The organism is Brevundimonas sp. AC546, assembly GCF_979258305.1.
In genome coordinates this window covers 378,844-397,654 of record NZ_OZ409849.1, presented here as the reverse complement: position 1 = coordinate 397,654, position 18,811 = coordinate 378,844, and the positions used below count along the sequence as shown (strand labels likewise).

Sequence of the window (18,811 nt, the reverse complement as noted above, 5' to 3'; positions counted from 1 at the left end):
GAGCAAGGTGTCCCGCGAGGGCGTCCTGCTGATCAAGAGCTTCGAAGGCTTCCGTCCTCGCGCCATGCAGCGCAGTGACGGCCGCTGGGTCATCGGTTACGGCCACACCCATTCGGCCCGCGAGGGCGCCACGGTGTCCGAGGCGGACGCAGAACTGCTTATGCAATATGACCTGATCCCGGTCGTGAAAGCCGTGACCGACCATGTCCGCGTCCCCCTCAATCAACACCAGTTCGACGCCCTGGCCAGTTTCGCCTTCTCCATCGGCGCCGATCGGTTCGCTTCCTCCGACGTGGTTGAGCAGTTGAACGCTGGCGCCGCTCGCCAGGCCGCCTTGGCCCTGTCCGAATGGGCGGACGACGCCGCCGCCGAAAAGCCGACACGCAGACGCTCGGCCGAACATGCGTTGTTCAACGCCGCGCCGGGCGCGCCCGTGACCCTGGCGGACCTGCTGGCCGCCCCCCTGCCGTCTCCATTCGAGACGCCCCAGCCGACCTTGGCCGCCGTCGAGGGTGCGCTGGACGAGACCGTCGCCCCCTTCCCCGCGCACGACGCTGTCGCCGATATCGCCCCGCTGATGGGCCAATCGGAAGCGGTGTCGACCAAGGCGCCGATCGTCGCCGCCAATGACCTGCAGGCGCCGCTCGAAGCCGAGCCGGCCCCTACAGGCGCCGAGAAAGCCAGCGTCGTACTGACCGCGCCCGGCCTTTCGGATCCCGACGCCGTTGCGGCCGTCGATGCCGAGGCCTCACCGACCTCCGAACCCGATACGACGCCCGTCGAACAGACGCTGAGCACCCGCGAAGTCGTCGCCCGTGCCAGGGCCGCCAAACGCCCTGGCTGGGGCGAGACGGCCACCTTCCTGGTCATGGGCGGGCTGGGCATGCTGTCGCTGGGCGTCGCCATGGCGGCGTTTCGCCGGGCGTCGGTATCGGACAGCAGCGACACCGCCACCGTCGCCTGGGTGCTGGCCCTGATCGCCGTCGCCTGCGTCGGCGTGTCCGGCTATAATCTGTATCGTCGCTGGGGACGGGCCGACCGCGTCTGACAACGCTTGGCGAACAGCCGTGCGCGATGCTACGCCCTAGCGCATGAGCATTCCCTTCGCGCCCCAATCCATGGAATTCGGTCTTGGCGAAAACGCCGACGCCATCCGCGACACGACCGCCCGCTGGGCCGCCGACCGTCTGGCCCCGCTGGCCGCCGAGATCGACGAGAAGAACGAGTTCAAGCGCGAGCTGTGGCCCGAGATGGGCGAACTTGGCCTGCACGGCATCACCGTCGAGGAAGAATACGGCGGCCTCGGTTTGGGCTATCTCGAACACGTCGTGGCGATGGAAGAAGTCTCGCGCGCCTCGGCCTCGATCGGCCTGAGCTACGGCGCCCACTCCAACCTGTGCGTGAATCAGATCCGTCGCTGGGGCACGCCCGAGCAGAAGCAGAAATATCTGCCAAAGCTGATCAGCGGCGAACACGTCGGCTCGCTGGCCATGTCCGAGGCCGGCTCGGGGTCCGACGTCATGTCGATGCGCACTCGCGCCGACAAGAAGGGCGACCGCTACGTCCTGAACGGCGCCAAGTTCTGGATCACCAACGCGCCGCACGCCGACACCCTGGTCGTCTACGCCAAGACCGATCCCGAGGCCGGCTCGAAGGGTTGCACCGCCTTCCTGATCGAAAAGGGCATGAAGGGGTTTTCGGTCTCCAAGAAGCTGGACAAGATGGGCATGCGCGGCTCGGACACCGCCGAACTGGTGTTTGAGGACTGCGAAGTGCCCGAGGAAAACATCATGGGCCCGGTGGGCGGCGGCGCCGGCGTGCTGATGAGCGGCCTAGACTATGAGCGGGCCGTCCTGTCGGCTGGTCCCCTGGGCATCATGCAGGCTGCGCTGGACGTGGTCCTGCCCTACGTCCGTGACCGCAAACAATTCGGCAAACCCATCGGCTCGTTCCAGCTGATGCAGGGCAAGGTGGCCGACATGTATGTCTCCCTGAATAGCGCCCGCGCTTACGTCTACGCCGTCGCGCGCGCCTGCGATCAGGGCAAGACCACCCGCTATGACGCGGCGGGGGCCATTCTGCTGGCCTCGGAAAACGCGGTGAAGGTCACGCTGGAAGCCGTCCAGGCCCTGGGCGGCGCCGGCTACACCAAGGAATGGCCGGTGGAACGTCTGGTCCGCGACGCCAAGCTTTACGACATCGGCGCCGGCACCAACGAGATCCGTCGCTTCCTGATCGGGCGGGAACTGCTGGGCGGCTGACGACTTGTCTCCGCAGAAGGAGACATCCAATGCCCGCCAAATCCGCAGCTCAGCAAAAGGCCGCCGGCGCCGCCCTGTCGGCTAAACGCGGCGACACGCCCAAATCGAAGCTGAAAGGCGCGTCTAAATCCATGGTCGAGTCCATGAGTGAGAAGCAACTCGAGGAATTCGCCCACACCAAGCGCAAGGGCAAGCCGGACCATGTGCAGGACTGAGACATAGGCGAATTATCTGATCGCCTTTCCGTTCTGTAAGTGGCGATCCTCGCACCGACAGCCTAGATGGGCGCAATCTCCAGCCGAGCGCCCTGCCTGATGCCCGCCCAACCGCCTCCGAACGACGACTTGCGGCGGTTTTCCGACGTTCTCGAAGATCTCGGCCACGCCCCCGAGCCCAAATTGACCATGGCCGAACTGGTCGCGTCATTCGGCGAGCGCGGTTTCGGGGCCATGATTCTGATCCTGTCGCTGCTGGCGCTCCTGCCTTGGCCGCCCGGCGGCAAGGCTGTGTTCGCTGTGCCCATAATCCTGATGTCGCTGGAACTGGCCTTTCAACGGCGCAGCGTCTGGCTGCCACGCTGGATGCTGCGGGCGTCGGTGTCGCGCGCCGCCTACCACGGCCTCATCGTCACGCCATTCGCCGCCCCGGCCTGGCTGCGTCGCTGGGTGCTGACATCCGAAGTGCGTACAGCGCAGCGCCGCTACATCTTCTCAGATCGCGTTCGACGCGCCGTAAGACGACGCCCCAGGGGCGCCAGCGTCCTCAAACTGGTCCGCGCCATCGAGCGGCTTACCCGCCCCCGTCTGCCCCTGCTGACCGGCGACATCGCCGACACCTTCACCGGACTTGTCTGCGTCGTGTTGGCGCTAATCATGGCCCTGCCCATCCCGTTCGGGGACGCTCTGCCCGGCATCGCCCTGGTCCTGTTCGCCCTGGGCATGATGCAGCGTGACGGCGTTGCGATCCTGTTGGGCATTCTCGCCACGGCCGCCAGCGCGCTTTATCTGTTCCTGATCTGGGCGACCGTGGTCGAGGTGGGCGAGCATGTCGCCGGCTGGTTCGGCCGCCTTTTCCACTAGGCCCAAACAAAAAGGGCCGTCGAGTTTCCCCGACGACCCTTCATTGCCTGACCGCTGACGGCCGGGCCGCAACTCAGTCTGAAAGGATCAGACCAGGACCTCTCCGAGGACCAGGGTCGCGGCCGCCGCTCGCGATTGATGACAATGAGACACTGGATCACCTCCTTTCGACTGTTCAACAGGGAGATGAAACATAAGACGCCTCAACGCCTTGCGCCAAGTGGCTTCGCGTTTTCGTGAACTATGGCGTGTCAGGCCGCCTGAGCGCCGCCCGACAGGCCCTGCATGATCATCCGATTGATGTCGATCAGGTCCTGGAATGTCTCCTCGCCCCGCATCACCGCTGACGAATGGCGGTTGATGAACAGGCTCAAGGAAATGATCTGCGCGCGCATCGGGTTGGCAAGCGCGTTGGCGGGATCGCTGCAATCGCTGGCCAGGGTCGACCATAGCCGCCGGTTCCAGTCCAGCGCGTCGATGCGGGTGGCGATATCTGACGCATCGACGGTCGAGGCGTGGACAAGGGCGCGTGTGACCTGACCGAACAGCCGGTACTCCAGGTCGCGCGGGCTCTCAGCTCTCGCTGTCGCCGCTGTGTACGCCTGAAGCGACATTCAGCACTCCCTCTTCGTATTCAACAATCTTACGGGCCGACATCAGGGCCTTGTAATATTCGCGGGCCAGCACGTGACGCGAGGCCGAGACGCATTCCGCCAGGATGTCCGGGTTCTGCGTCGCACCCATGAATTCGGTGATCCGCAGCGCCAGCTCATCATAGAATTTCGCCGCTGCACTCTCGTCCAGATACATCATCATGATCGGGAAATAGATTCGCCGGCCGGGCGTGGTGACGTCCTCGGCCTGCATGATGTCCTTCTCGCGCAGAACACTGGCGCGGTTCTGCAGGATCAGCACGCCGCGACGGTCGCCGTTCTGGACCACGGCGCCATTCAGGACGAACTTCTCGCCGGGTTTCAGCGACAGCTTCAGGGCCATTGAGCACCGAACTCCAGACAGGGGTCGAGCCGGTCACGCGTGGACCGGCTCAGTTGAGTCGAACCTTAGCCCGCCATCAGTTAACCATCCCTTGTCCGCCGCCTCCGCTGGAACGCGTATCGTCGCCGTTGCGTTGGTGTCTCGAAGAGGAGATCGCCATGCCGGACAACGATTATCAGGACGACCAGGAACAGTCGGAAACCTTCGACGAAACCCATCTGGACGACGAGGGCGACGGCGAATTCCTGCTGGACGAGGCCGACCAGGTTCTGGACGTCACCCAGGCCGACGGCGACGCCGACGAAGAGGATTTTGACGAGGATGCCGAGGTCGATCTCGATGACCAACTGGCGCTGGACGGCATTGAGCGCGAGGCGGACGCACTGCTTGGCGTTGATGGCGAGATCCGCAATCAATCTGACGCGGACGGCGAACCCCAGTCAGGTCCCGACGAAATCGAACTGGTCTATTCCGGCCTGATGGAAAATGAACGCGGCGCGCAAGCCAGCGCCGCCCACTGGGAGGCCAAACGCCTCTCCGACGACGATATCTCCGACTTGGGCTACGGCCCGGACGGCGATCAAGACACTCCGGCTAGATAAGGGAGCCATCGACATGACCGATCACAAAGCGCGCAACGACGCCTCGTCCGATACCCCTCACGCCAAGCGCACCCAGTCCGAAGAGGGCGTGCCCGATCAACTGGACAAGATCGACAAGAACGAAAGCCGTCAGGAGGCCCTGGTCGATGAGGGGCTGGAAGAAACCTTCCCCGCCAGCGACCCGGTCTCGGCCAAACGCATCACCTGATCGCTGTTCACACGGATTGCGATCCGCTACCCACTCCGTGGAGACACGGAGTGGGTTTTTCATGAGCCGGTTCGAAGGCACTGATCGATACATCGCCACTGGCGACCTGAAGGTGGCGGTCAACGCCGCCGTCGCCTTGGAACGTCCTCTGCTGATCAAGGGCGAACCCGGCACAGGCAAGACAGTCCTGGCCTATGAGATCGCCAAGGCTTTCGACGCGCCCCTGATCACCTGGCACGTCAAATCGACCACCAAGGCCCACAGCGGCCTCTATGAATATGACGCCGTCAGCCGCCTGCGCGACAGCCAGTTGGGCGAGGAACGCGTCCACGATGTTCGCAACTATCTGAAGAAGGGCAAGCTGTGGGAGGCCTTCACCGCCCCTGCCCGCCCCGTTCTTTTGATCGACGAGATCGACAAGGCCGACATCGAGTTTCCCAACGACCTGCTGCAGGAACTCGATCGAATGGAGTTCTACGTCCAGGAAACGGACGAGACGATCCGCGCCGAAGTTCGTCCCATCGTCATCATCACATCCAACAACGAGAAGGAACTGCCCGACGCCTTCCTGCGTCGCTGCTTCTTCCACTTCATCCGCTTCCCGGACGCGGAGACGCTGTCAGCCATCGTCGATGTCCACTTCCCCGGCATCAAGCCGCGCCTGGTCTCCGAGGCGCTGAAAACCTTCTACGAGATCCGCGACACGCCAGGCCTGAAGAAGAAGCCGTCAACGTCGGAACTGCTGGACTGGCTGAAGCTGTTGCTGGTCGAGGATATCGACGCCGAGACCCTGCGCGAGAAGACGCCGAACAAGCTGATTCCGCCCCTGCACGGCGCCCTGCTGAAAAACGAGCAGGACGTGCATCTTTTCGAACGCCTGGCCTTCCTGAACCGCCGTGAAGGCTCGCGCCCCGGCGGCTGATCCGTGATTACCGCGATTTCACTGGATCGCACGGCCGCGTCGCGCAGAATGGGGCTCAAGAGAGGTTCGACCATGCGTCATGTCCTGCTTTACCTAGCCCTGAGCGCCAGCCTGGCCGCCTGCGACGGCGACAACTCGGTCCGCATCACGACCACATCGTCCAAGGATGATCAGGGCGCGGGCGTGCTGAAGGTGATCGACGCCCTGCAATGCCCCGACAGCCTCGGCGTGCTGACGCGCAAGGGCCTGGCGGCGGCCGGCGGCACGAGTTGCGTCTACGGCGGCCCCAAGGGCGCCGATGTGGTGCTGCATCTGGTCAAGCTGGACGGACGCTCCGTCGATGACGTGCTGCGCGACTTCGAGACGCGGGTCAGCGCGGACCTGCCCCAGACGACCGCCAAACTGGCGACCCGCCCTGACGCACCCAAGACCGAGCCTTCCGACACGACCGAGCCGACCGAGACCGCCTCGGTCCAGGCGCCTGGTGTCGACATCAAGGCGAGTGGCGAAGACGCCTCGGTGCGCCTGCCGGGCCTGCGCATTGAGACCAAGGGCGACAACGCCAGTGTCCGCATCGGCGGCATCAACATCCAGTCCAAGGATGGCCAGAACACTCGGACGGAAAGCTCCAGCGTCAGCATCGACACCAACGACAACTCCACACGCGTACGGACCCGCGCGCCGGGCGAAGCGACCCGCATGACCTACATTCTGGCCGACGATCAGCCCGGCGACGCCGGCTGGCGTCAGGTCGGGTTCGAGGCCAGAGGCCCCGGCGGCGGCCCCATCGTGGTCGCGGTGGTCCGGTCCAAGGATCGCCAGAACGATCAGATTTTCGACGACGCCAAGGATCTGGTCGCCCTGAACGTCGGCCGCTGACACCCGTCCGAAGGTCTGGTTTTCCCCGCCCATCGGCGCGGATAGGGCCGTGCGGCTTGATCCCGGCGCGTCTTTGCGTCACCTGACCCCCCGACAAGCGATCAGGACACGCCCTTTGGCCGAGCGCACACCCAAGAAGAACGCCCCCCGCGCATGGCAGCGCATGCTGTCAGGCCGTCGCCTGGACCTGCTCGACCCCTCGCCGTTCGACATCGAGATCGAGGACATCGCCCACGGCCTGGCGCGCGTGGCGCGCTGGAACGGCCAGACCATCGGCGAGCACGCTTTTTCCGTCGCCCAGCACTCGTGCGTCGTCGAAGAGATCGCCGCCCACATCAAGCCCGGCCTCGATCCCAAATGGCGTCTCGCCGCCCTGCTGCACGACGCCTCCGAATACGTCATTGGCGACATGATCTCGCCGTTCAAGGCGGCGCTGGGATCGGGCTACAAGGATTTCGAGGCCCGGTTGGAGGCCGCCATCCACCTGCGATACGGCCTGCCGCCCAAGACGCCGCAAACGATCAAGACCCTGATCAAGAAGGCCGACAAGGCCTGCGCCTTCTTCGAGGCGACGCAGTTGGCCGGCTTCACCGAAAAAGAATCGCTCGGCTTCTTCGGCAGCCCGCCCGAGGGTTACAGCCTGACCATCGAGCCTCAGCCAGCCCCGGTCGCCCAGGCCCGCTATCTGGAGCGTTATCGCGTCCTGGCCGGCGCCGTCGGCCTGATCCCCGCCGACGACGCCTGGCACACGGAATAGAACCATGACGCAAGGGGCGGAGGGCGGCGTTCGCATCGGTCTGTCGGCGGTCGTGATGACCCTGAAGGCCCGACAGGCCGTCGTCCTGACCACCCCGGCCGAAGACGGCGCGCGCGCCCTGCCCTTTGGTCCCTTCGACCCATTGCGCGACCGCACCTTCGAACGCGCCCTTCGCGACTTCGTGACGGCCCAGACCGGTTTTCGCCTGGGCTTCGTCGAACAGCTCTACACCTTCGGCGACGCCGGCCGCGCCTCGCCCCGCGCCACGCCCGGCCCCGGCCGTCATCGGGAGGTCTCCGTCGGCTATCTGGCACTGACGCCCGACGCCGCAGAGGGCCAGACACATGACGCCCGCTGGGACGCCGTTTTCGATTTCTTTCCCTGGGAAGACCGCCGCAGCGACCACGACGCCGCCCTGACCGACGGTCTGATCGCCTGGGCCGCCGGCGATGAACACCGCCTGGCCCGCGCCTGCGCCCTGTTCGCCCTGACGCCCGAGCACCGCTGGAACGAGGAGCGAGTGCTGGAACGCTACGAGCTGCTCTACGAAGCCCGCTTGGTCGCCGAGGCTTGGCGCGACGTCGATCAGACTCCGCCCCACCCCATGCCTGGCCGCATCATGACCTCGGATCACCGGCGCATCCTGGCGACCGCCCTGGGCCGTCTGCGCAGCAAGCTGAAATACCGCCCGGTCCTGTTCGACCTGACCCCCGGCGTCTTCACTCTGTCCCAGCTTCAGGCCGGCGCCGAGGCCGTCTCGGGACTCAGTCTGCACAAGCAGAACTTCCGTCGCGGGGTGGAGCGGACAGGCCTGGTCGAACCCACCGGACAACTCTCCTCGACCACTGGCGGCCGTCCCGCCGAACTGTTTCGATTCAAGGGCGTGGACGCCCAAACCGGCGCCGCACCGGGGCTGTCCCTACCCGCCCAAAGATAGCTTCGGATTTCTTTCACAGACGGGTTGCGAAGCGCTGCGGCTCCGACTAGAGAAGCCCCTCGCTCGACCAAGCGATATCGGCGCCGCGGAGAGGTGGCAGAGTGGTCGAATGTACCGCACTCGAAATGCGGCGTGCCTGGAAGGGTACCGTGGGTTCGAATCCCACCCTCTCCGCCATTCTTTGTTGTAATGTTTGTATATTTTACCCGCCCGGGATACTGTTCCTTATCCCGTCCCACATCGAGATGGATTCCGTCGCGTACCACCGCGAAGTCGGTTCGGCGCCGATAGTCCTCCTGTAGAGCCATGAGTGTTTAGGCGATGGTAACCGTCTTGTTGGCCAAGGCCACGGCGGCGACCTTGGGCTTTTTCCGTTCAAGTAGATTGCCGATCAAGCCCTCTCGGCCACGCTAACGCGCATCCGCAGGACGGCGGTTGCGCCGACGACCAGGAGATGTCGGGATAGGCTATCGCCCATTTTGCTGATGCCGCCCTGGCGTTCCTTCCCGCCACCGCTGTTTGCTCGGGGTGTGAACCTTAGCCAGGCTGCGAACTGTCGGCCCGAACGGAAGAGCTTCGGATCCGGCGCGCTAGCAGCCATGTCGCTGGCGGTGATCGGCCCGATGCCTGGTATGGTCGCCAGTCGCCGGCTCGTCTCCTCCTGGCGACGCCAATCGAATATCCGACGCTCCAGTCACCCGATCTCCGCACCGAATAGTTCAAGTTGCTCTGCGAGGCCTCCCACGACTGCCCGAGCCAGCTCCGGAAGATTTCATCGTCTTCGCGCAAAGCCGTGAGCGCGTCCGCACCCCGGAAGGGCCTTGCGGTGCGATCACACCGTGCTGAGCGCTACCGCCATCTCGAGAGACGCCGCCAGTTCAGATGCCAACGACTAACTCACGTCATCCCGTCCAGTGTCGGTGCTTCAGCAGCGCTGCCTGGGAAGACGCGCGTGTCTAGCGCCGCCCGGTCCACACCCAAATGGTCACGCAGCACGCCCTTGAACACCGAGCGCACATCAAGCGTCGGGGCCAGGTCGCGATCTTCGAAAAGGTGGTCATCGGTCAAGGTAGGCCAGTCTCCGATCGGCCCGCCTGACTTCACTGCTCCGCCTGCCAAGAGCAGGGACGACGCTGTCCCATGGTCTGTACCCTGCGTTCCATTTGCCCGCGCTGTGCGGCCGAACTCCGTCGCGACGACCAGGATCGTACGGTTCCACTGCGCGCCCAGACCAGTTTTTAGGCCGCCGATCAAGGCATCCAGTCCCCCGAGCCGCGTCTGCAACTGGGCGAGCTGGCGAGCGTGGGTGTCCCAGCCATCGACGGTCAAGGCCACGACATCCGCGCCGTGCTCGCCCATCATGAGCCGCGCGACGACCTGACCCAACCCCGACACATCTCTCCGCCGCATTGCCGCAGCGTCGCCCATCGTTAGGGCCAAGGCCTCGGTCTCCAGCCCCCGGGCCAAGTTGGTGCCCAGCATCGGATCGTCGACGTAAAGCTCCTGCAGCAGAGATGCGATTCGATCCTCGCCTTTGACCTGACCGCCAGGGGCCCAACTCGAAGTCTCGGCCGCGCCGCGCATTATCAGCGGCGTCTGGGCCCCTATCGATAAGCCCTTCAGCCCGCCCTCGCCACCCGCCGCAACGAGAGCCCGGTTCAGCCAGCCATCCGATTGGGCGCGCAAACTCTCACCGCCGTTCTCCAGCACGTCCTGAGCGTCGAAGTGCGATCGTACTCGGACCGGAATGGCCACCGCCGGCGCGAACCGCATCTGACCCGCGCTGTAAAATCCATGCAGGCTGGTCAAAGCTGGGTGCAGGCCGAAGCCTTCATTCAACACCAGCGCCCCGCCCGCTTGTCCAGGCTCCGGGATAGCTAGCGCCCCGCGCAGCACCCGGTAGTTAGGGTCGCCATACGGAACCGTCACCGACAGCCCGTCCATGGCTCCTCGCGCAATGATGACCACGAATTTGTTGCGCTGGGTCGCGGTTTGAGCTCCGACGCGTCCGGCAAATGCCAGTCCTATCCCAGCGGACAGCCCCCCCAGCAGCCGGCGGCGGTTCAGTTGATTGAGATGGGTCATCGGCGCTGGAACTCCGGCGACATCAAAAATAGGGTCAGGGCTTCTGGTCGGCTTTCGGCGCGAGCCACGGCTTGACGGCTGCGTTCGGATAGTCGCGCCCCCAATGCTCTAGCGGCTACTGCGTTCGGGTCGGTGTTGTGCGCGGTGTTTACGAAGGACATGGCCCAGTTCAGCCGCTTGACCAGGGCATCTGGCCCAGCCCAGTCGGCTGCCATATCAGGCCAGCCTTCGGGAGACGGTGCGCTAAACGCCGGCTGGCCCATCTGCACCATCGCCTGCTGTAGCGGTTGCGGCCGCTCCGGCTGCGTCCCCAGTGCTCGATGGGACGAGATTACGAACTCATAAGGCGTTTTGATCTTCGCCGGCTGCGGATCCCAGGCCTCAGGCGCCATGATCAGCGCCTTCGCCACTTGCGCCAAGTCCCCACCCGAGCCGATCCAGGCCGCCTCTAGCCGCCTGACCAACGCAGCAGGCGGATTGTCCGCTACGAAATGCCGCGCCAACTTTAGAGCGAGACGCCGCGCCGTCTCCGGGCGGTTGGAAAGATCGCGAAGGATCGCCTCGCCTTGGTCTGTGGCGGCTTCCGGGTAGTTTCGCCCAAGCACGGTACGCTCGCCCGGCTCATGCACCTCAGCGCGGAAGATAGACCCACTTTCGCGCGGCTTGCTGTCCGTTGATGACAGCTGCTGCTTCGCGCCATCGTAGTCTGTTGGAACCGACCAACCGGTAAGCGCTCGCGCGAACTCAGTGACGTCAGCCTGTGAATAGTTGCCGTTAGTCCCAACGGTGTGCAGCTCTAGAATTTCACGAGCGAGATTCTCGTTCAGGCCTGCTTGGCGCCGCGTTCCCACCCGACTGTTTGGCCCTATCGACTGGGCCTGGTCGAGATAAAGCAGCATAGCCGGATGCGTCTCGGCCGCCACAGCCAGATCCTCAAACCGACCGAACACATGCGGCCGGATGGCCTCACGTTCGTATTGACCGATAAAGATACCTGCTTGGAACTTGGTCGCCGAGACGCTGAAAGCATTAGCCCAAAACAGAGCCCAACGCTCGGCAAATCCCGCATCTGTTGTCGCTCCCAGCTGCGCCCGCGCCAGGAACTCGCGCGTCGTGTCTTGCACCAGATTCCTTCGGCTCGCTCGCCGTGCCTCTAGAGCCTGCGCCTGAGGGCCGATCTCCATTCCCGCCGCTTGCCCCGCAGCCTGCGGCGGCGGCTCGTCCGTCGCGCTCGCAGCCGGCGCATCGACCCGTCGTATCCGCCGCGCCGCCCGGCTGTCGCCTTGATAGTCAAGATAGTCTTGAACCCGCGCGCGGGTGCTCTCGAACTCACCCGTCGGATTGGCTGCGCCGCTGGCACTGATCTGACCTTCTAGCCATCCGCTCGGATCACGAATGACGACGTCGATCTCGTCAGACTTGGAGCCGAGACCAAACCGGGTCAGCGCAATGGCGGCGTGAAGGCGGTCGTCGGTTTGAACGGGCATAGGTCAACCTTTTCGTGCACGCCTAAAGTTTTACGTCACGCTCACAAAAATCCGTCGACGCTTGCCTCCGCTGTCGATCACAAACCTACGCCAGCGGACCTGAAAAGACGGCTGCTAGAAGTGGATCCTCGTCAGCAACCCGTTCGCTTTCTCGCCTTAGCATCGGGCAGAGAGACCTTGGGCAGGGACGAGCCACACGCACCACACGTGCGACTCGCCCCGAGTTTCAGTTGGGTGCAGCCTGATCTGCGGTCCAACCCCAAGCGTCCATCATCACCTGGAATAGGTAGGTGTTGGGGAAGTAGCCGCGAACACGCTCGGCGCCGGCGCCGATGGCCAAGGCCGGCACCTCCTCGGCTGTGTGGGTCCTGTTGACCAGCACGTTCTTGAGACGAACGATATCGCCTTCGGCGTCCTCTCCGCCCTCGCGACGGGAAGCTTTCCATTCGTCATAGCCTTCCAGCAGAGGCTCGCCGCGACGGCCGCCGTCGACCTGCAGGCCGAAGGAGTGATCGGCCGTGAAGATCAGCAGGGTGTCGCTGAGATCGACGCGGCTCTGCACCTCGGTGATGAGCTTGTCGAAATCCACGATATTCTGAAGGCCTCGGCTCGGATCGCTGGTGTGCGCGTCCCATTCAACCATCAGGAAATAGCCGTTGGGCGAGCGTTGCAGGATGTCGAGCGCCTGCAGCGTGGCCGCGTGGACGTCCATACTGTCGGCCACCACCACCGGCCGAGCATTCGACGCAGGCACATCGGCCAGAGACGAGTAGATCGGACGGTCATGGGCCTGGCTTAGGGCGTCATAGCTCGTGCCCAGAACCGTCAGCTTCTCGCCGATCTTGTCACGGCCGGCGCCGATCAGCACATCGACCCCGTCGCCGAACCGGGGCGTAAAGGCCTGGGTGAAGATCCGTCCCCAGTCCGAGCGATTGTTGACGTGGGCGTAGTTGGCCGCCGGCGTCGCATCGGCGATATTCTGCGTGCTGATCACGCCGGTAAGCAGACCGTGCTCTTCCGCATACTCCAACAGGGTCTTGGTTGGCGTCCCGTCGGTCCGACCACGCACCGCGTCAGGCCCCTGGCTGATGACGCCGTTGTGGGTCTTCACGCCTGTTACGATGGACGACATGCCGTTGGCCGAGTCTGAGACGAAGCTGTCGACTGGAGACGTATCGCTCAGGCCCAAATGCGGCCATTGCTGGATGTTCAGCCGCAGCGGTTCGCCATAGCCAAGGATGCTAGCGGCATGCACGGCCGGCACACCTCCTGCGTCAGCCAAGAAGATTATGACGTTCTTTGCCTGCTTGGGGGCGGCCACGGGCGCCGGGCTGGTCCAGGCGGTCCCCGGAGCGACGACCTCCTGCGCCAGCGTGGGGACAGCCGACAGCGTCAAAGACACGGTCAGTATTGGGGAGATGAGAGCTCGAAGGGCGTTCATGATGTCTGTTCCCGTATTAGAATTTGTAGCCGAGGCCGAAGGTGAACTTGCGACCCGTCAGGCTCGCGTCTTCAACGAACTGGCTGTAGCCAGAGTAGGAAACCTGGGCTTCGTCGGTCAGGTTGGTGACGGTGGCGAAGGTCTGAAGGCCGTTCGCAAACGTGTAGCTGGCCTCGACATCGACGCGCTGTTCGGCATCGTAGAACTCGTCGCTCTCGATGCTGTCGCCCAGACCTTCGATGTAGGCGTCGCGGTAACGATAGTCTCCGCGAACGTTGAAGCCTCTCCAGGCCCACTCCAGGGTTCCGGTGAACATGAACTTGGAGAAGCCCGGAACCGGCAGGTCGCGATCGTCGTCACGATTGGGATAGGTCGCCTCGCTGTCCGCGAAGGTGGCGCTTATCCCGGCGCTCAGGCCACGCAGTGGGCCAGGCAGGAAGCCGAAGCGCTGGCGGGCGATCAGTTCGACGCCGTAGTTCTTGGCGGTCGAACCGTTCATCGGGACTTCGTATTCGAGGTCGCCTTCCGGATCGAAGATCGGAATGCCGTTCGCATCCAGATCGTTGAAGTTGTAGGTCTGGGTGTACGAGAAGTCGCTGATGTCCTTGTAGAATACGCCGATCGAGTACAGGCCGCCGCTGTCGGTGTAATATTCGACTTGGGCGTCATAGTTATCCGAGACCGCCGGCTTCAGGTTCGAGTTGCCGTCCTCGATGTCGCCATCGGCATTCACGAAACGACCTCCGGTCAGTTCGCTCAGCCGCGGACGGCCATAGCTGCGGTTGTAGCTTTCGCGCAGGATCAGGTTCGGTATGAGCTCGTGCCGAAGGTGGATGCCCGGCAGCCAAAAGCTGTAGGAGTCGCTCGAGTTCACCTCGACAATGCTGGCCACCTCATCGAGGTAGCTGACGCGATAGTTGGTGTTCTCCCAGTCGACCTGCTCGTAGCGCACCCCGGCCAGCAGGGTGTGCGGTCCCGCGCGCAGCGTTCCCATCACATAGGCCGCCGAGGTGTCCTCGGTCGCGTCGTAGTCGGCGCGGTTACTGTCGTTGAGCGAATCCTCGGCCTCGAACTCGAACAGGTCGGGGTTGCTGCGTAGCAGGGCGATGCCGTTGGCGGGGATGACATCATAGTATTTTTGCCCGCCCAGCAGCACCTCGTCATTGCGTACGACGACATCGGCGTAGGGGAAGGCCTCGTCCATCGAATAGACATTGGCCACCCGGTCGAAACGCGGCGCACTGCGATTGAACTTGGCGCCTGTCTTGAGGGTGAAGACGTTCGAACCGAGGTTGAAAGTGCGTTCCCAGTCGACCTTGGCGCCGAACAACTCCTCGGTCTTCACCGAACTGTTCAGGATCAGTTCGCCTTCGGTGACGAGGGACAGATCGGTGGGATCGCCGCCGAGCTGTGTGATATTCACCTCTCCGCGCGAAACGTCGATCAGATCGTATTCGAACACCAGCCAGGGATCGGTCGGCTCCATCAGGAAGTTGAGCTCATTGTCTCTGACGACGTTCTCCCGGTTGCGGGAATAGAAGGCGTCGTAGGTCAGAAGACTGTTCGGAGCCTCGTGACGGCCGCCGAAGTTGATCGAGTAAAGGTTATTCTTGCGTTCGTCCTCAGTGCCGATCCAGCCACGCGATCCCCGCGAGCCGTTGGCGCCGCCCGTTCCGCGCCCGCTGGTCGGGGTCAGCTCCGCATAGGTCTTGCGCCCTCCAACCGCGTTCTGGAACCGCGTGTCGATGTCGATGTCGGTCTCATAGGCGATGCCGTGACGTTCGGCGTCGCTGTATGTGGTGCGCAGGTAGAAGGAGTTGAACTCGTCGGTCCGGAAATCGAAGTTGGCGCTGATCGTGTTCGTGTCGGTGACACGCGTGTTGTACTCCCAGTGCGACGCCTCCATGAACCAGACGGGGTCATCGTACTGGTCCAGACCCAGCGATGGATTGTTCTCCGGCGTGACCTGGACCCAGTCCATGTCGCGGTTCTGGGAGTAGCGGTTGGTCTTGTAGCTTCCGAGCGAAACACTGACGCCGAGGTTTCGCTCGCCGCCGCCGATGCTGAAAATGTCCGAATACTTCAGGTCGAGTTCGTGGCCCCATTTTTCGGGGAGATCGCTGTAGACGCCGCCGGCCTCGAATTCGAACTGTCGTCCCGAACGCTGGAATGCGCTGCGGCTGATGACGTTGATGATGCCGCCGATGGCGTCGCCGTCACGGTCAGGCGTCGGCGCCTTCACCACCTCGATCCGGGTGACGCCGCTGGCCGCCAGTTGCCGCGTATCGAAGCCGCGTCCGCTTCCGGAGGTGGGCACGCGGTTGCCGTCGATCTGGAACGAATTGTAGTCGCCCTCGACGCCGCGGATATTGATGCCCGCCGCAGAACCGTCCTGGTCCGTATCGACGCTGATGCCCGGCAGACGCTGGAGCGCATTGCCGATATTGCCGTCCGGCATCTGACCGAAGACCTCTTCGGACACGATGTTGACGATGCCGCTCGCCGTCTTCTGCTGGTTGATGGCCAGGGCCTGACCGCTCGCGGCCGCACGAACGACGACGTCTTCCACGTGGAACGCGCCGGTCGACAGGCCGACATCGGCGACAGCGCTGCCGCCCTGCGGCACGGTCACCGAAACCACGGCTGGATCCAGCCCGACGTACTCGATCCGCAAATCCACTCGGCCGGCGGCGGCGACCAACTGGTAGCGGCCGTCCTGGCTTGTGTAGTCCTGAGCGCTGCTGCCGACGACCCGGACCACAGCCCCCCTCAGGGAGGCGCCGGTGACGGCGTCATAGACACGTCCGATGACGGAACCTTGCCCGGATTCCGCGTTCGCCGTTACTCCCGTCCTGGCGACCTGGGCCTGAGCATAACCCGACACTAGAGAGATTAGCGCAGTTGAAGTTAACAAGACAATTTGTCTTTTTACGGAACGTTTCGTCATCGTGACCCCCGGAACTTCGATGATTTAGCCGATGCATGGAACCTAAGCTCCGGGCCGGGGGCATATCAGGCCATAATTATTTATCGTGTGAAATTATTGTTAAACAAGTGAGGACAACGTGGCGTTGATTTACTTGGTATGATCGCTATATTGCTAAATTCATTTCTATTACACATGACGAAAGGCAATCCCGTGATCGTACGAGAGCGCTTCAAAGCCTCGTCATCCTTGTAAGACAGCCTCCCTGACATCCGCCGGACGTTTCGCCTCCTGGATCATCTAGCTCATCAGACGGGGCGGGCCGTTTCGACCACGGAGTTGGCGGATCGACTTTATGGCGGCGCGACCGAAAACTCCGACATCAACGCTATCGAGGTGATCGTCGCCCGCCTTCGCCGCAAATTCTGCCCAGACATCGTCACCACTTGCCGAGGTTTCGGATGTCTGATCGACAGCCGGCCGTGACCCGCAATCGCTGCGACGGCGGCTGCTGCTACGCAGCGGGCTGGCCTCTGATCGTGGCCTGGGTGTTGATGAGCCTTTCGTTCTCACGACACCTGGAACGGCGTCTGACACTATAAATGACGGCGGGCGCCAAAATGGCGCGCAGGTAGAGGTGTCGACCGACGACGATGGTCCAGGAATAACGCCAGAACACAAGTCTTCGACGACCAAATCCCACGCGGTCATCATCGTCGCTCAAACATCAAGAGGTGGAACCTGCAATGGAGCGCCGCCTGGGTCCCGCTGTTGGGTCGCACCAGCTATGACCCGACTCCAGTTCTCATGGAGGGGCCGCGACGTCCTGGGGGGAATGGGTCGAGTCGTACAAGCCGCCCCCCGAACCTGGCGATCCGCGCCCAGATCAACGTCTGGGACGATTATCAGCAGACTTGCATCTCCCCCGCCGATGGCCAGACGGGGCCGGTCGGCTATATCGAGACCCGCACCATCGACCCGCGAACCTTTTACTCGCTGCGCCTTCGCAAGACGTTCTGAGTGCTGGTCAGGCCGCCTAAATGCGACATTAGTCGCGTGAGATGCAGGGCCGCCTTCGAGTGGGGGGCGACGGTCTCAAGCGCTAATTTGGTTCTTCATCCAGCGGCTGGTGCGTGAAGCCTTTCACGCCGCTGATGGGCTTGGCGTCGCGGCCGATTTCGACGTCGCTTTCGGCATAGGCGATCAGCAGGCGCGAGAGGTCTTCGAGCGCGCTTTCGTGGATACGCTCATAGCCGTGGCTGGCGTCGATGCCGAAGGTGACTAGGGCCGTGCGTATGTCGGCGCCCGCCTCCAGCGCCGAGGCCGAGTCGGAGCGGTAATAGCGGAACACGTCCTTCTGGTGCAGGATGTCGTGGTCGCGGGCCAGTTGGACCAGTTTGCGCGACAGGTGCCAGTCGAACGGTCCCGTCTGGTCGGCCATGGCGATGGTGACGCCGAACTCGGACGAGTTCTGGCCCGGCGCTGTGGTGCCGTTGTCCACCGTGACCATGGCGGCCACGTCCGGGATCAGGACGGACGAGGCGCCCAGCCCGACCTCCTCGGCGATGGTGAACAGCCACCAGGTGTCGACGGTGGGCGTGCGTTCCTCGCGGATCATGCATTCCAGCGCGGCCAGCAAGGTGGCCACGCCCGCCTTGTCGTCCAGGTGGCGCGAGACGATGAAGCCGCTGTCCATGAACTCGGGCTGGGGGTCGATGGCGACGATGTCGCCGACGTCCACGCCAAGCGCCAGGGTGTCCTCACGACCATGAGTCACGGCGTCGATGCGCAGTTCGACTTGGGGCCAGTTGACCGGCTGGGTGTCCACCTCCTCGTTGAAGGTGTGGCCCGACGCCTTCAGCGGCAGGATGGTCCCGCGATAGGCGCCGCCTTCGGAAAAGATCGTCGCCCGCGCGCCCTCGGCGAAGCGCGAGGACCAGTGACCGATGGCGACCAGTTCCAACCGACCGTTGTCCTTCACCTGTTTGACCTGGGCGCCCAGCGTATCGACGTGGGCGACAATGGCCCGCGCCGGCTTTGGCGCACGGCCCGGCAGCCGCGCGCGGATGGCGCCGCGTCGAGTCATTTCATAGTCGAGGCCCAGCCGATCCAGCTCGCGACACAAGAGCCAGACCGCCTCGTCCGTATAGCCGGTCGGGCTGGGCGTGTTCAGCAGGTCGGCCAGGCGGGCCTTCAGGTAGTCGAGGTCTATCGCGGGGCGGGCCAAGGGG

18 protein-coding genes, 1 tRNA gene and 1 pseudogene are annotated in these 18,811 nt (G+C 63.8%); 12 read left to right on the top strand and 8 right to left on the bottom strand.

All coding sequences use genetic code 11. The features are described 5' to 3' along the window. Positions 1–7: 7 nt before the first annotated feature. The 4 genes from ACZZZD_RS01945 (at position 8) to ACZZZD_RS01930 (ending at position 3,340) form a co-directional block, all read left to right on the top strand. A complete protein-coding gene (locus ACZZZD_RS01945; RefSeq protein WP_463432152.1) occupies positions 8–1,048 on the top strand; it encodes a lysozyme in 1,041 nt (346 codons plus the stop codon). Positions 1,049–1,091: 43 nt separating this feature from the next. After that, positions 1,092–2,261 (top strand): isovaleryl-CoA dehydrogenase, encoded by a 1,170-nt coding sequence (locus tag ACZZZD_RS01940; protein WP_463432150.1) that lies wholly within the window; start codon positions 1,092–1,094, stop codon positions 2,259–2,261. A gap of 29 nt (positions 2,262–2,290) precedes the next feature. Then, positions 2,291–2,476 carry a DUF3008 family protein gene (locus ACZZZD_RS01935; RefSeq protein ID WP_463432148.1) on the top strand — a complete coding sequence of 62 codons (186 nt, stop codon included), beginning with the start codon at positions 2,291–2,293 and terminating at the stop codon, positions 2,474–2,476. Positions 2,477–2,575: 99 nt separating this feature from the next. Further along, the gene (locus tag ACZZZD_RS01930) at positions 2,576–3,340 is read left to right on the top strand and encodes an exopolysaccharide biosynthesis protein (RefSeq protein WP_463432146.1); all 765 of its coding nucleotides are present in this window, start codon (positions 2,576–2,578) and stop codon (positions 3,338–3,340) included. Positions 3,341–3,591: 251 nt separating this feature from the next. Here the strand turns inward: ACZZZD_RS01930 and flaF are convergent, their stop codons facing one another. Next, complete coding sequence (flaF, locus tag ACZZZD_RS01925; protein ID WP_463432144.1) at positions 3,592–3,954, bottom strand: flagellar biosynthesis regulator FlaF; 363 nt, start codon at positions 3,952–3,954, stop codon at positions 3,592–3,594. Beyond that, positions 3,914–4,336 carry a flagellar biosynthesis repressor FlbT gene (flbT, locus tag ACZZZD_RS01920; protein ID WP_463432142.1) on the bottom strand — a complete coding sequence of 141 codons (423 nt, stop codon included), beginning with the start codon at positions 4,334–4,336 and terminating at the stop codon, positions 3,914–3,916. Before flbT ends, flaF begins: the two co-directional genes overlap by 41 nt. On the opposite strand from flbT, the gene ACZZZD_RS01915 reads away from it, so the two are divergent. The 7 genes from ACZZZD_RS01915 to ACZZZD_RS01885 all read left to right on the top strand — a co-directional run bounded on the left by ACZZZD_RS01915 (position 4,336) and on the right by ACZZZD_RS01885 (position 8,818). Then, positions 4,336–4,938: a hypothetical protein gene (locus tag ACZZZD_RS01915; RefSeq protein ID WP_463432140.1), complete on the top strand. Its 603-nt coding sequence runs from the start codon at positions 4,336–4,338 to the stop codon at positions 4,936–4,938. The two genes, flbT and ACZZZD_RS01915, sit on opposite strands and share 1 nt — an antisense overlap. A 13-nt stretch (positions 4,939–4,951) precedes the next feature. Then, positions 4,952–5,146 (top strand): hypothetical protein, encoded by a 195-nt coding sequence (locus tag ACZZZD_RS01910; RefSeq protein WP_463432138.1) that lies wholly within the window; start codon positions 4,952–4,954, stop codon positions 5,144–5,146. 61 nt (positions 5,147–5,207) lie between these two features. Next, positions 5,208–6,068, top strand: a complete 861-nt coding sequence (locus tag ACZZZD_RS01905; RefSeq protein ID WP_463432136.1) for an AAA family ATPase — start codon at positions 5,208–5,210, stop codon at positions 6,066–6,068. Positions 6,069–6,140: 72 nt separating this feature from the next. After that, a complete protein-coding gene (locus ACZZZD_RS01900; protein ID WP_463432134.1) occupies positions 6,141–6,947 on the top strand; it encodes a methyltransferase type 11 in 807 nt (268 codons plus the stop codon). A gap of 115 nt (positions 6,948–7,062) precedes the next feature. Further along, entirely contained in the window at positions 7,063–7,704 is a 642-nt protein-coding gene (locus ACZZZD_RS01895; RefSeq protein WP_135195719.1) for a YfbR-like 5'-deoxynucleotidase, read from the top strand. A gap of 4 nt (positions 7,705–7,708) precedes the next feature. Then, on the top strand, positions 7,709–8,641 hold the full coding sequence (locus tag ACZZZD_RS01890) for an NUDIX hydrolase (RefSeq protein WP_463432132.1): 933 nt from the start codon (positions 7,709–7,711) through the stop codon (positions 8,639–8,641). A gap of 87 nt (positions 8,642–8,728) precedes the next feature. After that, positions 8,729–8,818, top strand: a tRNA-Ser gene (locus ACZZZD_RS01885). Positions 8,819–9,062: 244 nt separating this feature from the next. On the opposite strand, the pseudogene ACZZZD_RS01880 reads toward ACZZZD_RS01885, so the two are convergent. From ACZZZD_RS01880 to ACZZZD_RS01860, 5 genes and pseudogenes are all read right to left on the bottom strand, one after another. Then, positions 9,063–9,335 (bottom strand): annotated as a pseudogene (locus tag ACZZZD_RS01880) (transposase); the annotation flags it as partial. A 203-nt stretch (positions 9,336–9,538) separates the two neighbouring features. After that, positions 9,539–10,726 carry a DUF1501 domain-containing protein gene (locus ACZZZD_RS01875; protein ID WP_463432130.1) on the bottom strand — a complete coding sequence of 396 codons (1,188 nt, stop codon included), beginning with the start codon at positions 10,724–10,726 and terminating at the stop codon, positions 9,539–9,541. Next, positions 10,723–12,213, bottom strand: coding sequence for a DUF1800 domain-containing protein (locus tag ACZZZD_RS01870; RefSeq protein WP_463432128.1), 1,491 nt, complete (start codon positions 12,211–12,213; stop codon positions 10,723–10,725). The genes ACZZZD_RS01875 and ACZZZD_RS01870 overlap by 4 nt, the downstream gene beginning before the upstream one ends. Before the next feature lie 226 nt (positions 12,214–12,439). Next, positions 12,440–13,615, bottom strand: coding sequence for an alkaline phosphatase (locus tag ACZZZD_RS01865; RefSeq protein ID WP_463432126.1), 1,176 nt, complete (start codon positions 13,613–13,615; stop codon positions 12,440–12,442). Positions 13,616–13,670: 55 nt separating this feature from the next. Further along, positions 13,671–16,568 (bottom strand): TonB-dependent receptor, encoded by a 2,898-nt coding sequence (locus tag ACZZZD_RS01860; protein WP_463432124.1) that lies wholly within the window; start codon positions 16,566–16,568, stop codon positions 13,671–13,673. A gap of 282 nt (positions 16,569–16,850) precedes the next feature. On the opposite strand from ACZZZD_RS01860, the gene ACZZZD_RS01855 reads away from it, so the two are divergent. Further along, positions 16,851–17,066, top strand: a complete 216-nt coding sequence (locus tag ACZZZD_RS01855) for a helix-turn-helix domain-containing protein (protein WP_463436058.1) — start codon at positions 16,851–16,853, stop codon at positions 17,064–17,066. Positions 17,067–17,682: 616 nt separating this feature from the next. Here ACZZZD_RS01855 and ACZZZD_RS01850 read toward each other — a convergent pair. After that, on the bottom strand, positions 17,683–18,807 hold the full coding sequence (locus tag ACZZZD_RS01850; protein ID WP_463432122.1) for an osmoprotectant NAGGN system M42 family peptidase: 1,125 nt from the start codon (positions 18,805–18,807) through the stop codon (positions 17,683–17,685). Positions 18,808–18,811: the final 4 nt, after the last annotated feature.